Origin of the sequence: Microbispora sp. NBRC 16548 (assembly GCF_030268985.1) — a bacterium.
GTDB lineage: Bacteria > Actinomycetota > Actinomycetes > Streptosporangiales > Streptosporangiaceae > Microbispora > Microbispora catharanthi.
Genome location: NZ_BSSF01000005.1, coordinates 25444 through 38476 on the forward strand (window position 1 = coordinate 25444; position 13033 = coordinate 38476).

13 protein-coding genes and 1 riboswitch are annotated in these 13033 nt (G+C 73.5%); of the genes, 5 read left to right on the forward strand and 8 right to left on the reverse strand.

The features are described from left to right. The first annotated feature begins 95 nt into the window (after positions 1–95). The gene (locus QSK36_RS14400; protein WP_285782746.1) at positions 96–1352 is read left to right on the forward strand and encodes an Nramp family divalent metal transporter; all 1257 of its coding nucleotides are present in this window, start codon (positions 96–98) and stop codon (positions 1350–1352) included. 12 nt (positions 1353–1364) lie between these two features. Here QSK36_RS14400 and QSK36_RS14405 read toward each other — a convergent pair whose 3' ends face one another. From QSK36_RS14405 to QSK36_RS14415, 3 genes are all read right to left on the reverse strand, one after another. After that, a complete protein-coding gene (locus tag QSK36_RS14405) occupies positions 1365–2474 on the reverse strand; it encodes a glycosyltransferase family 4 protein (protein WP_285782747.1) in 1110 nt (369 codons plus the stop codon). 111 nt (positions 2475–2585) lie between these two features. After that, entirely contained in the window at positions 2586–3500 is a 915-nt protein-coding gene (locus tag QSK36_RS14410; protein WP_285782748.1) for a gluzincin family metallopeptidase, read from the reverse strand. A 103-nt stretch (positions 3501–3603) separates the two neighbouring features. Further along, positions 3604–4173, reverse strand: a complete 570-nt coding sequence (locus QSK36_RS14415; protein WP_285782749.1) for a C40 family peptidase — start codon at positions 4171–4173, stop codon at positions 3604–3606. A gap of 74 nt (positions 4174–4247) precedes the next feature. Then, a riboswitch (cyclic di-AMP (ydaO/yuaA leader) is annotated at positions 4248–4402 on the reverse strand. A gap of 41 nt (positions 4403–4443) precedes the next feature. Here QSK36_RS14415 and QSK36_RS14420 point away from each other — a divergent pair. Beyond that, positions 4444–4626 (forward strand): hypothetical protein, encoded by a 183-nt coding sequence (locus QSK36_RS14420; protein ID WP_183539459.1) that lies wholly within the window; start codon positions 4444–4446, stop codon positions 4624–4626. Positions 4627–4716: 90 nt separating this feature from the next. On the opposite strand, the gene QSK36_RS14425 is transcribed toward QSK36_RS14420, so the two are convergent. Both QSK36_RS14425 and QSK36_RS14430 read right to left on the reverse strand, forming a co-directional pair. After that, positions 4717–5679, reverse strand: a complete 963-nt coding sequence (locus tag QSK36_RS14425) for a C40 family peptidase (protein ID WP_285782750.1) — start codon at positions 5677–5679, stop codon at positions 4717–4719. Between the two features lie 149 nt (positions 5680–5828). Next, positions 5829–7145, reverse strand: coding sequence for an NYN domain-containing protein (locus QSK36_RS14430; RefSeq protein ID WP_285782751.1), 1317 nt, complete (start codon positions 7143–7145; stop codon positions 5829–5831). Positions 7146–7468: 323 nt separating this feature from the next. Between QSK36_RS14430 and QSK36_RS14435 the strand changes: the two genes are divergently transcribed. From QSK36_RS14435 to QSK36_RS14445, 3 genes are all read left to right on the forward strand, one after another. After that, the gene (locus QSK36_RS14435; protein ID WP_285782752.1) at positions 7469–8038 is read left to right on the forward strand and encodes a GNAT family N-acetyltransferase; all 570 of its coding nucleotides are present in this window, start codon (positions 7469–7471) and stop codon (positions 8036–8038) included. Positions 8039–8110: 72 nt separating this feature from the next. After that, positions 8111–9838, forward strand: coding sequence for a DEDD exonuclease domain-containing protein (locus QSK36_RS14440; RefSeq protein ID WP_183539453.1), 1728 nt, complete (start codon positions 8111–8113; stop codon positions 9836–9838). Positions 9839–9905: 67 nt separating this feature from the next. Further along, positions 9906–10193, forward strand: a complete 288-nt coding sequence (locus QSK36_RS14445) for an Lrp/AsnC family transcriptional regulator (RefSeq protein ID WP_079313341.1) — start codon at positions 9906–9908, stop codon at positions 10191–10193. A 118-nt stretch (positions 10194–10311) separates the two neighbouring features. On the opposite strand, the gene QSK36_RS14450 is transcribed toward QSK36_RS14445, so the two are convergent. From QSK36_RS14450 to QSK36_RS14460, 3 genes are all read right to left on the reverse strand, one after another. Beyond that, positions 10312–11115 (reverse strand): sensor histidine kinase, encoded by an 804-nt coding sequence (locus QSK36_RS14450; protein ID WP_285782753.1) that lies wholly within the window; start codon positions 11113–11115, stop codon positions 10312–10314. 98 nt (positions 11116–11213) lie between these two features. Further along, positions 11214–12263: an anthranilate phosphoribosyltransferase gene (gene trpD, locus QSK36_RS14455; RefSeq protein WP_285782754.1), complete on the reverse strand. Its 1050-nt coding sequence runs from the start codon at positions 12261–12263 to the stop codon at positions 11214–11216. A 299-nt stretch (positions 12264–12562) separates the two neighbouring features. Further along, positions 12563–12958 (reverse strand): DNA-binding transcriptional response regulator, encoded by a 396-nt coding sequence (locus QSK36_RS14460; RefSeq protein WP_182897304.1) that lies wholly within the window; start codon positions 12956–12958, stop codon positions 12563–12565. Between the last annotated feature and the right edge of the window lie 75 nt (positions 12959–13033).

Sequence of the window (13033 nt, forward strand, 5' to 3'; positions counted from 1 at the left end):
CTGCAGTTCGAGGCCAAGCCAGAAAAGCCCGACCCGGTGCCGCGACACCCTGCTCCGCCGTGCCGCACGCGAGGTTTCCCGCCTGTGAGGCTTTCGTGCTCGACTCCCGCCGTCCCCTGAACGGGCCCGCGCCCGCCGTACCCGCCGAGGGGCGGGCGGCGCCGGGCCGCCTGGCGCGGCTGGCCGACCTGTGCGGTCCCGCCTTCGTCGTCTCCGTGGCGTACATCGATCCGGGCAACCTCGCGACCAACATGGCGGGCGGCGCCCAGTACGGGACGATGCTGCTGTGGGTGATCGCCCTCGCGAGCGTGCTGGCCATGTTCGTGCAGGCGCTTTCTGCCAAGCTCGGCATCGCCACCGGCCGCAACCTGCCCGAGCTGTGCCGCGACCACCTGCCGCGCCGGGTGAGCCTGCCGCTGTGGGTGCAGGCCGAGCTGGTCGCCGCCGCCACCGACCTGGCCGAGTTCGTCGGCGGGGCGATCGCCCTGAACCTGCTGTTCGGCGTGCCGCTGCTGCCGGCCGCCGCCGTCACGGCCGTCGTCTCCTCGCTTCTGCTCATGCTCGCGCCGCGCGGACGCCGCCGGTTCGAGGCGACCGTCGCCGCGATGCTCGGTGTGGTCCTGGCCGGCTTCGCCTACCAGGTGCTGCTGTCGGGGTCCCTCGCGGGTGTGGCGGGCGGCTTCGTGCCCCGCCTGGCCGGGACCGACAGCCTGCTGCCGGCCACCGGGATCATCGGGGCGACCGTCATGCCCCACGTCGTCTACCTGCACTCGGCCCTCACCCAGCGCCAGGGCGCGGACGGCGGTCGCCGGGAGGCCGTGCGCGCCAGCAGGATGGACATCGCCGTCGCCCTCGGCACCGCCGGGCTGGTGAACATGGCGATGCTGACCGTGGCCGCCGTCACGTTCGGCGGCGGCGATCCCGGCAGCCTGCAGGCCATCCACGCCGGTCTCGGGCAGGTCCTCGGCCCCGGGGCGGCCGTCGCGTTCGCGCTCGCCCTGCTCGCCTCAGGCCTGGCCTCCTCCAGCGTGGGGACCTACGCCGGGCAGGTGATCATGGCGGGGTTCCTGCGCCGCCGCGTGCCGCTCCTGGCGCGCCGGCTGGTCACGATCATCCCGGCCATGGCGGTCCTGGCCGCCGGGGTGGATCCCACGCGGGCGCTCGTGCTGAGCCAGGTCGCGCTGTCCTTCGGCATCCCGTTCGCCCTGGTCCCGCTCGTGGCGTTCACCGGCAGCAGGAAGCTGATGGGCGATCTCGTCAACCGCCGCCTCACCACCGTCGCCGGCGCCGTCGTCGCTGGTGTGATCTGCGCGGTGAACGGCCTCCTCCTCGTGGAGGTGTTCACCGGCTGAGGCGGCCTTCCGTCACAACAGCGCGGCGAACCGGGCCGCGACGAGGTCCCAGCGCCACTCCTCCTCGATCCAGGCCCGGCCCCGCTCGCCCATCTCACGGGCGCGGGCCGAGTCGCCCAGCAGGTCGCACAGCGCGCCGGCCACCGCCGTGTGCGACGTGCCGTCGACCACCAGGCCCGTCTCGCCGTGCCGTACGGCGTCGGGGGCGCCTCCGGAGGAGCCCGCGACCACCGGCAGCCCGGTGGCCGACGCCTCCAGGTAGACGATGCCGAGGCCCTCGACGTCGAGCCCCCCGAACCTGCTGCGGCACGGCATGGCGAACACGTCGCCCGCGTCGTAGTAGGCCGGGAGGGACGCCCAGGGGACGGACCCGGTGACGACCACCGAGCCGCGCAGGCCGGCCCGGGCGGCCGTCCGCTCCAGCGACCGCCGTAAGGGGCCGCCGCCGACAAGGAGCAGGACCGCGCCGGGAATCCGCCGCAGGACGAGCGGCCAGGCCCGCAGCAGCACGTCCTGGCCCTTGCGCGGCACCAGCCGGGAGACGCACACGACCACCGGCCGGTCGCCCAGGCCGAGGGACGCGCGGACCCGGTCGCCGCCGGCCCCCGGGTGGAAGGCGGCGGTGTCCACGCCGGGCGCGAGCCGTACGAGCCTGGAGGCGGGGACGACCCGGGCGATCCGGCGGCGGGTGTACTCGCCGAGGTAGGTCACGACGTCGGCCCCCGCGCCGATGCGGCGCAGCAGGGCGCGCGCGCCCGGCAGGCGGGCCCACGACGCCTCGTGCCCGTGGGTGAGCATGACGATCCGGCCCGCGCCCGCGGCGCGCAGGACGGGAGCGAGCAGCCCCAGCGGCGCCGCCGCCCCGAAGACGACGGTGGCGCCGTCCTCGACCAGCGCCGCCGCCCTCCTCGCCACCGAGCGCGTCGGCAGCATCAGCGAGGAGGGATGACGGACCACCTCGTACGGCTGGCGGGCGTCGAACTCCTCACACCCCTTCCAGCGCGGGGCGTACACGACCACGGAGCCGGGCGGCCTGCGCGAGGCGAGGCCGTGCACGAACGCCTGGATGCCGCCCGGTCTGGGCGGGAAGTCGTTCGTGACGATCAGCGTCCGCTTCGTCATCCTCACCCCCGCTGCCGGCGTGGTCGCGCGGTCCGCCCGCGCCGCCCGAGAACGCATTGTCGCAGCCGCGGTCGCACCCGCACCTCATGGAGATCCGGCGCCCTGCGGAGATCAGGACCGGGCGAGCTGCTCGCGCGCGTACGACCGCCATTCGCGGGTCAGGCCGTCGGCGGACAGCCCGAGAACCTCCCGCAGCGCGGCGCCGATCCCCTCGCGCAGCGCGGCGCGGTAGAGGGCGACCAGCCTCCGCTCGCCGAACCGGGCCGCGACGTAGCGGCAGGCGAGCCACGCCTCCTCGTACGCCTGCGCGGGCCTGGCGGCGAAGTCGGCGGGCCCGGGCAGGCCGTTCAGCGCCGGCCTCCCGGCGGCCACGTCGGCGGCCAGTTCGGCGGCGACCGTACGGACCGGCAGTCCGCTGTCCAGGTAGCCCACATAATCGGCGAAGCCTTCCATGAGCCACATCGGCACCGCGCGGGGACCGGCGGTCGCGACGTGCGTCAGCTCATGGGTCACGACGACCAGGCGGCCGGTCGCGGACAGGCGGGCGAACGCCGCCGGCTGCACGATCACGCGGCCGCCGGTGGCGACGGCCGCCAGGCCGTCCACCTTCGCCGGCTCGGCCAGCACGGCGGCCTGCTCCTCGGTGCGCGGCACGAGCACCACCGCGCCGCCGTACCCGCCCCAGATCCTCGTGACCGTGCGGCCCGCGCGATCGGCCAGCGCGGCGATCTCGGCGACCAGCGGCCGTGGCGACCCGACGACGACGGCGCGCTCGCCGCGGGCGACGGAGGCACCGGTCCACATGCCCGGGTGCTCCCGCACGGCGGCCCGGGCGTCCAGTCGCAGCGGAAGCAGCGGGTCGGGCGGGGCCGCGGCGGCGGGCCCGGCGAGCAGCGCGGCCAGGGCGGCGGCCACGGCCGCGATCCGGCGGGGACGGAACCCGTGAGGCGGAACCTCAGGCCGGCGCCGATCGGCCTCGGCGCGCGCGCCCGGCACGCCCCCGGGCACGGCGCTCGTGACAGTCACGCCGTGCATGGTAACCAGCACGTGCCACGGCCCCGTCCACCTCGGCGAGGTGGACGGGGCCGCGAGGACGGCGCCGGTCGAGGGGGCTGGTGACCGGTGCCCGTCAGACGCCGGGACGGACGGCACCCACGAAGGTGCTCCTCCGGTAGGCGTCCAGCTTGTCGATCCGGACCCGCGTGCCGGTGTGCGGAGCGTGGATCATCCTGCCGTGCCCGACGTACATGCCGACGTGGCCGCCGCCGCTGGTGAAGATCAGGTCACCGGGCTCGAAGTGTCCCCAGGACACCTTCTTCCTGACCGCGCCGCGGATGGACCACGTCGTGCGCGGCAGCCGTACGCCCGCCTTGCGCCAGGCGTACTGGACGAGGCCCGAGCAGTCGAACGCGCCCGGTCCCGTTGCTCCGTAGCGGTAGGGGTCGCCGATCTGCTTCTCCGCGGCCTTCACCGCGCGCTGGGCCTTGACCCGCTGGAGCGAGGCCCTGCTGATCTTCCGCTTGGCGGTGTGCTTCTTGGTCTGCTTCTTCGCGGCGGCCTTGCGGGCGGCGGTTTTCGCGCTCGTCGCGGTGCCCGTCTTCGTGGCCGTCTTCGTCGCTGTGGCCGTCTTGACGACCGTGACCGTCACCGTGTCGGCCGCCGCCGGATGTGCTCCGGCGACCCCTACGGACGCCGTCAAAGCGGCACCACCAAGGGCAATTCGGGCAAGACGGGACAGACTAGCGGGGGTGGTAGACAGGATCTCTCCTCGGGTCTTCCGCTCACGCCTACCGGGTTAGCTGACGGGTTCGGGCGGGGAAGTCGCCCTACGGCGCGCGATGCGCCGATTCACCCCGGACCTTCGCGTGAAGGTCGATGGTTCCCCGGCTCCGTGCCTCCTGACTGCACGGACTCGGCAGGCCACCGGCGCCGGGGGATCCCGCGAAGGGGAGGGTGATGGAGGACGCCGATGACGGTGGATGACTGCGCGCCCCGGCCGGCCGACCGGGTGCGCCGCGGCGAGGTGTGCTCGCCGCGGCCCAGAAGCTACCGAGGTCCCGCCGCGTTCGGCAAAGCCTTCCCGCCGGATAAAGATCGGATAACGAAGGCCGCCGAGAAGAAAGCGCAGCTTACCCGCACCGCAAACGGCTAAGTGTGACTCTGCTCACAATCTCGGCAACAACGACTAAATCGGGTCACAGAAGCCACAAAAGGCACAGAGATCACAAACATGGCCGGGCCCTCAGGGGCGCACAGCTCCGATCGCGTGATACTCGGCGAGTGTGACAATCTTCACAACATCGCCGGTCTGGGGGGCATGGACGACCTTCCCGTCGCCGGCGTAGATGCCGACGTGCCCGTACCCGGCGTGCCAGAGCAGGTCGCCCGGCTGGAGCTCGTCCAGCGAGACCCTGCGGCTCGCGCCCCAGGCCCACTGTTCGTAGCTGGTCCGGGGCAGCGTCACGCCCGCCGCCGCCCACGCGGCCTGCACGAGCCCCGAGCAGTCCCAGGAGGCCGGTCCGGTGCCCCCGTAACGGTAGGGCTTGCCGACCTGCTTGTAGGCGAACTGGAGGGCCGACAGCGCGTTGCCGGACGCCGGCCCGGCATAGACGACGCCTGCGCTGTTGGGGTTGCCGGGGTTGTACGTCCCGAGCGAGCGCAGCAGCTTCATCTGCTCACGGACGAGCTTGTCGACCTTGTCCTTCTCGTCGGCGAGCTCGCCCCTGACGTCGGTGGCCTCCTTGTACACCGCCTTGCTCTGGTCGCGGCGGTCCTTGAGGTCCTTGATGGCGCCCTCGTACTCCCTGAGCCGCCCGGCCCGCTCGGCCGACATGTGGTTGAGCGTGGCGAGGCCGCTGAGCATGGCATCGGGGTTGGAGCTGTAGAAGACGCCGCCCCACGACCCCATCTCGCCGACCTGGTAGCTGCTGACGGCCATCGAGACCAGCCCGGAGCGCAGCGCCTCGACCCGGACGTTCTGCTTCTTGTAGTCGTCGTTGATCGCGAGGTACTTCTGCTTCGCCTTCTTCCACTTCTCGTTGGCCGCGTTGTAGCGGTCCACGAGCGTGTCGGCCTGCTCGTTGAGCTTGCTCAGCTTCGCCTTGGCCTGCGCGACTGTGGGCTTCGGATCCGCCTGCGCGCCCGCCATCGGCGTCAGCAGGACCACGGCGGCCAGACCGGCGGCCACCGGCACACGCCCTCGCACTGAGCCCCCTTGAGGATCAACCTCTTAGATCAACGAAACCTGCGGCGCGACTCTATCTAGGCGATCTTGATGCTTCAACCTATTCGCAGGTATTCGCGGCAGTCATCACTCACCGTGACGACGCCGGTCCGGAGCGCGCGTACGGCGCTTCAGCTCCGGCCGAGACGGCGCAGCAACAGGAGCGAGGGCACCGGCCGGGCACCCATGCGGCGCACCGACTCGGCCACCTCCCGGTCGGAGGAGACCACGGCGATGGCCCGGCCCGGCGGCTCCGCCCGCACCAGCGTGCGGATGAGGTCGTCGGCGATCTCCCCGGGCGCGCTGAACATCACCCGCACCCCGCGCGGCGCGGACACCTGGACGGGCCCGTTCAGCTCGGCGCCGTCGAACACGCACGTCACCTCCGCCCGCGTCTGCACGGCGAGACCGCCGAGCCCGGTCAGCAACCGGGCCCGCTGGTCGGCGAGGGTCAGCGACGGGTAACCGGTCTTGGTCACGTTGTAGCCGTCGACGATCAGATGCAGATGAGGGATGGCGAGGAGCTGGTCGAGGAGCTGGGGATCGTCGTTGGCCAGCGCCCGCGCGGGCACGGCCGTCACGCCCGGCTCGCCCGGCAGCACCGCGTTCACGTAGTCGGCCGGCCTGCTGATCGTCGTGGGCAGGCCGAGCTCCTTGCGCAGCCCGGCGGCGGCGTCCTGGAGCGCGTCCAGCAGCACCCGCACCCGGGCGTCCTCGATGCTGCGGCCCTCACGGGCGGCCCTGCGGCTGGCCTCCAGCTGGCGCTCGGCGTCCGCCAGGCGCTCCCTGAGCCTGCGCAGCTCGGTCTCGGCCGCGCCGTTGGCGCTCGCGGCCCTGGCCCGCGCCTCGGCCGTCTCTGCCTCCAGCTCGGCCGCCCTGGCCTCGGCGGCCCTGACCCGCTCGCGGGCGTCGTGCAGCTTGCGCCGCAGGTCGGAGTTCTCCGCCCGGGCCGCCTTGAGCTGCTCGCGCACCCGGTCGATCTCCTCCTTGGCGGAGGCACGCTGCGCCGCGAGCTGCTCGCGCAGCCGCGTCTCCGCCTGTTCCCGCTGGGTGCCCGCGGCGGCGGCCTGCTCCAGGTCGGTCCGCGCCTGCTCGACCAGGTCCGGCCAGCCGGGCGGGCGGGTCAGGTACGCCGCCGCCGCGACCAGCACCGGCTCGGCCGCGGGGGGCACGGTGCCCTCGGCCAGGCTCGCCACGAGCTCGGGCCAGGCGGTCTCCACCGTCTCGGCCACCCGCTCGCGGAACTCCTTGTCGTTCTCCAGCTGGGCCGCGATCGGCGCGCTGCCCAGGCGGGCGCGCTTGCGCGGGTCGAACTTGGCGATGTTGCGCAACGGCGGCGGCACGGCCGCGGCGGGCATCGAGCCCAGCACCTGCGCCGCGACCTCCACCACGTGTAAACGGACCTGCTCTGGCAACGGACGAGACAGGCCTTCTCCGGCTGAACTCATCTCGTCGCTCCTCGGTCGTGTCCTACAGATCTTCTGCCCACTGCGGTCGCCCCGGCGGCGCCTCGCGGTGCTGTCGCCCCCGAGTGCGAGAACGTCCCCGATGCCCGCCGCCCGCGAGGCCCTGGCCTCGCGGCGCGCCCACCGAACCGCCCTCACACGGCAAGATCTGCGAGACACTCCCTTGTTCTTGTCTTCTTTCAAGGGTACGGCCGTCGCACCGTGTCCATGTCGCGTTCAAGATCTGTCACCGTGCCCCGCACCGGCGGGGCGGGGAGGCACGACCCGTTGGCGCGCGCCCGGTCCCTGTCCTTACGCTTGGCGGCGTGTTCACCCCGCCGTACCCGATCACGACCCCCCGGCTGGTCCTGCGCCCCTTCACCGAGGCCGACCTCGACGACCTGCACGCCTTCCACTCCCTGCCGGAGGTAGCCAGATACCTCTACTGGGACGCCCGTACGCGGGAGGAGACGAAGGCCGCGCTCGACCGGAAGATCGCCTGCGCGTCGATCGGGGAGGACGGCGACGTGCTCAGCGTGGCCGCCGCGCCGGCCGGCGGTGGGCCCGTGATCGGCGACCTCACGCTGTTCCTGCGCAGCCGCGAGCACCGCCAGGGCGAGATCGGCTTCGTCTTCAACCCGGCCTACCAGGGCCGCGGCCTGGCCACCGAGGCGGCGCGCGAGATCCTGCGCATCGGGTTCGAGGGTCTCGGGCTCCACCGCGTGCACGGCAACTGCGACGCGCGCAACACCCCCTCCGCCCGCCTCATGGAGCGGCTCGGCATGCGTCTGGAGGCCCGCCTGGTGGAGAACGAGTTCTTCGCCGGCGCGTGGAGCGACGAGCTGGTCTTCGCGATGCTGGCTCGCGAGTGGCGCGCCGGAGCGGCCTCCGTGTAGCCGCCCGCCTGACCGTCGCTTTGCCTCCGCCTGGGGCGGGGGCGGCAATTGTCGGTCGGGACTTCTATGGTCATGGGCGTGGATGCGGTACAGGGCACGCTGGACGAGCTCGGCACTCCCCTGCGGGAGGTGACGTTCGTCGTCTTCGACCTGGAGACCACCGGCGGGTCGTCCGCGGAGCACGCCATCACGGAGATCGGCGCGGTGAAGGTGCGCGGCGGCGAAGTGATCGGCGAGTTCGCCACGCTGGTCGACCCCGGCGGCCCGATCCCGCCGTTCATCTCCGTGCTGACCGGCATCACCGACGCGATGGTCGTGGCCGCGCCGAAGTTCTCCGAGGTGCTGCCGAGCTTCCTGGAGTTCATCGCCGGGGCGGCGCTCGTGGCGCACAACGCGCCGTTCGACATGTCGTTCCTGAAGGCGGCGTGCCAGGTCAACGGCTACCCGCCCCCGGCCAACCCGGTGGTGGACACGGCCGACCTCGCGCGCCGCGTGCTGACCCGCGACGAGACCCCCAACTGCAAGCTGGCCACCCTCGCCCGGGTCTTCCGCAGTTCCACCGAGCCCTGCCACCGGGCGCTGGCCGACGCGAAGGCCACGGTCGACGTGCTGCACGGCCTCATCGCGCGGGTCGGGTCGCTCGGCGTGCACACGCTGGAAGACCTGCGCGGCTTCGTCCGCGCCCCCACTCCGGAGCAGCAGCGCAAACGCCACCTCGCCGACGGGGTACCCGGCGCGCCCGGCGTCTACATCTTCGAGGACGCCAAGGGCGAGGCGCTCTACATCGGGAAGAGCTCCAATCTGCGCAACCGCGTGCGCAGCTACTTCACCGCGAGCGAGACCCGCTCGCGCATCCGCGAGATGGTCGGCATCGCCGAGCGGGTCAGGACGATCGTCTGCGCCACCGCGCTGGAGGCGGAGATCCGCGAACTGCGCATGATCGGGGCGACCAAGCCGCGCTACAACAGACGGTCCCGCTTCCCCGAGCGGGTGGTCTGGCTCAAGCTGACCGACGAGGCCTTCCCCCGGCTCAGCGTCGTGCGCGAGGTGAAGGACGACGGCGCGGCCTACCTCGGCCCGTTCGGCAGCAGCCGCACCGCCGACGACGCGCGCACCGCCATGCACGAGGCGCTGCCGCTGCGGCAGTGCACCGAACGGCTGTCGGCCCGCGTGCGGCGCCCCGCCTGCGCGCTCGCCGAGATCGGCCGCTGCGGCGCGCCCTGCGAGGGCCGCGAGAGCGAGGAGAGCTACGCCCGCCACGTCCGCCACGCCCGGCACGCGATGGAACTCGACGCGGAGGCGGTCTTCTCGGCGATGGAGGCGCGCATGAGCCGCCTGTCGGCCGAGCAGCGATACGAGGAGGCGGCCGTCGACCGGGACCGGCTCGCGGCCTACGTCAGGACCGCCGCGCGCATGCAGCGCCTGCGTTCGCTGACCGGCATCCCGCAGATGGTCGCGGCCAGCCCGGCCTTCGACGGGGGCTGGGACATCCACGTCATCCGGCACGGCAGGCTCGCCGCGGCCGGCGTGATGCCCAGGGGCGCCCACCCCACGCCGTACGTGGACGCGCTGGTCGCCACGGCGGAGACGGTCGTCCCGGGTCCCGGCCCCACCCCGGCCGCCAGCGCCGAGGAGACCGAGTGCGTGCTGCGCTGGCTCGACTCCCCCGGCGTGCGCCTCGTCCAGGTCGACGGCACCTGGAGCCTTCCCGCGTACGGCGCGGGGCGGCTGATCGAGCGCATCGAGCGCGCCTACCGGCACCAGCGCGGCGACCGCCGTGAGGGACGGCCCCTGCGGTGACGCGGCGGGAGTGGCACTAAGGTCGGGGGCGACAGACCCGAGCCGCGAGACAGCAGGAGAGACGCGAATGGTCACCGCGATCGTCCACATCAAGGCGGACGTCGACAGGATCCCCGAGGTCGCCGAGGCCATCGCCGAGATCGAGGGCGTCAGCGAGGTGTACTCGATCACCGGCGAGTTCGACCTGCTGGCCATGGTCAGGGTCGGCCGCTACGACGAGGTGGCCGAGGTCGTGCCCGGCCGCGTCAACAAGGTGCCCGGCGTGCGCCACACCGAGACGCACATCGCCTTCCGCACCTACTCCCGCCACGACCTGGAGGCGGCCTTCTCCATCGGCCTCGCCGACGCGGACTGACCCCGCCCGGCCAGACACACCGGTCGGCCGGGCAGAGCGCGGTTGAGCGGGCAGAGCGCGGTTGAGCAGGTAGAACGCGGTCGGGCAGGACGGAGCAGGCCAGGCGGAGCGCGGCGGATCAGGCCGGACGTAGCAGCCGCACGCGGACCTCGAACCCGCCGGGAAGCGGGTGCGCGGCGACCGAGCCGCCGAACAGCGCCGCGCGCTCCCAGGTGCTGACGAGCCGGTCGCGGGGCAGCCCGTCGTCGTGGACGACGACCTCGACGACGGCGGGCAGCCACCGCAGCGTGACCGTCGCCGTGCGGGCCATGCCGTACCACAGGGCGTTGCCCAGCGCCTCCTCCACGATGCGGTATGCCGACAGCTCCAGCGTGGGGCCGCTCCCCCGGGCGCCGACCTCGGCGAACGAGACGCCGAGCCCGCTCGCGCGGAAGTCGTCGATCAGCCCGGGCAGGTCTCCCAGGCCCGGCTGGGGACCGCGGCGCTGCCCGTCCATGCGCAGCAGACCCATCATCCGGCGCAGGTCGGACAGCACCCGGCGGCCCGACTCCTCGGCCTCGCGGAAGGTCTGCCGCGCCCGTTCCGGGTCCTTGTCCATGATCACCCGGCCCGCTCCCACGCCCAGCGTCATCACGCTCAGGTCGTGGGCCACCAGGTCGTGCAGTTCCGAGGCGATCCGCAGGCGTTCCCAGACGGCGTCGTCCTCGGCGTCGGCGTGAGCGGGACGCCCGGGCCGCGCGCCGTCCCCGCCCTCCGCCCGGCCCTGCCGGCCGCCCCTGCCGCTGTCCAGTCCCGGCAAGACCGCGCCGGGGCGAGAACCGGCCGAGGGCGCGCCGCGCAGACCGGCGGTGAGCATGGCCATCCCGCCGCGGGCCAACGCGGCCCATCGGTGGATGACGCGAAGGGCGAACAGGCGCATCATGGCGGGAACGGTACGGCTAACGCCGAACCCGGCACGTCCCCATCAAGGCGGACGCCTGATCCCTCCAGCGGTGGAGGCGATCCGGATCAGGAGCGCGATCAGGCCTTGCCGCCGAGCGTGCGGCTGATCTCGACCCAGCGCTCCAGGGTCTGCGCGGCCCTGCCCGAGTCGACCGCCTCGGCCGCGCGGGCGTACGCCGTGCGCAGGTCGCCCGTCAGGTCGTCGCCCGGGCCGTCGTAGGCGACCAGGCCGGCCGCCGCGTTCAGCAGCACCGCGTCGCGTACCGGCCCCGTCTCGCCGCGCAGCAGGTCGCGCACCGCCGCCGCGTTGAACTCGACGTCGCCGCCGCGCAGGTCGCCCGGCTGGGAGCGGGGAATGCCGAGGTCGGCCGGGTCGATCGCCGTCTGGGTCGCGGTGCCGTCCCTGACGACGAAGACCGTCGACGGGGCCGCGGTGGACAGTTCGTCCAGGCCGTCGTCGCCCCGGAAGACCAGCGCCGACACGCCGCGCTCGGCGAAGACCCCGGCCATTACCGGCAGCATGCGCGCGTCGAACACGCCGATGGCCTGGGCGGCGGGGCGTGCCGGGTTGGCGAGCGGCCCGAGGAAGTTGAACACCGTCGGCACGCCGATCTCCTTGCGCGGCGGGCCGGTGAAGCGCAGCGCGGGGTGGTAGACGGGCGCGAAGCAGAAGGCGATGCCCGCCTCCACCGCGACCCTGGCGGTGGTCTCCGGCGACAGGTCGAGGGCGACGCCCAGGTGTTCGAGCACGTCGGCCGCGCCGCACAGCGAGGAGGCGGCCCGGTTGCCGTGCTTGACGACCCGGGCCCCGGCCGCCGCCGCGACGATCGCGGCCATCGTCGAGACGTTGACGGTGTGCGCCCGGTCACCGCCGGTGCCGACGATGTCGACCACCGGCCCCTCGACCGTGAGCGGGGTGGCGCGCTCGAACATGGTGCGCACGAGGCCCGTCACCTCGGCGATGGTCTCGCCCTTGGCCCGCAGGGCGACGGCGAAGGCGGCGATCTGCGCCGGGGTGGCCGACCCCGACATGATCTCCCCCATCACCCAGGCCGTCTCGTCGGCCGTCAGGTTCTCACCCGCCAGCAGGGCGTTCAGCGTGGAGGGCCAGGTGGTGCGCGTGTCCATGGTGGGCTCCGCGGGATTCGGTGTGGGGTCGGGTCGGCGGTTCGGTGCGACTGGGCGGCGTCGGCGTGCCCGGGTGAAGCGACGGCCCGGCGACGCCCGGGCCCGGGTGAGTCCGGTGACGCGTGTGCCCCCGCCTCGGCCGGGTGGGCCGGTGCGGTGACACGTGGGCCCCGGACCGGGCGCCACGGCGCCCGGCGTCGGTACGCCCGGCGTCAGTGCGCGCCCGGTGCCGGCGCCCAGAATTCCAGGGCCCGGAGCTGATGCGCCCGGATCAGTGTGCCCGGTTCAGTGCGCCCGGATCAGTGCGCCTGGGTGAGGCTGAGGCGGCGCCGCATGAGGTCGGCCACGGCCTCGGCGAGGACGACGGGGTCGATGGGCTGCGCGACGACGGCGTCGGCGCGGGACCAGTTGGCCAGCCACCGGTCGTCCCTGCGGGCGATGAGCAGCAGGATCGGCGGGCAGTTGTGCACCTCGTCCTTGGCCTGCCGGCTGACCCCCATGCCGCCGGCCGGCTGCGCCTCGCCGTCGAGGACGGCCACGTCGATGTCGCCGGAGTCGAGGTGCTTGATCACGGCCGGTTGGGTCGCGCACTCGACGATCTCGACGAGGGGCACGTCCGCGGCGGGGCGCCGCCCGATGGCCAGGCGCACCTTCTCCCGGGTGCTTGCGTCGTCGCTGTAGACGAGAACCCTCATTTCACGCTCACTGTCGAATCGCGGGGTATGGTCATCGTGATGCTACCGGCGCGGCTGCAGGGCTCGCAGCCCCGG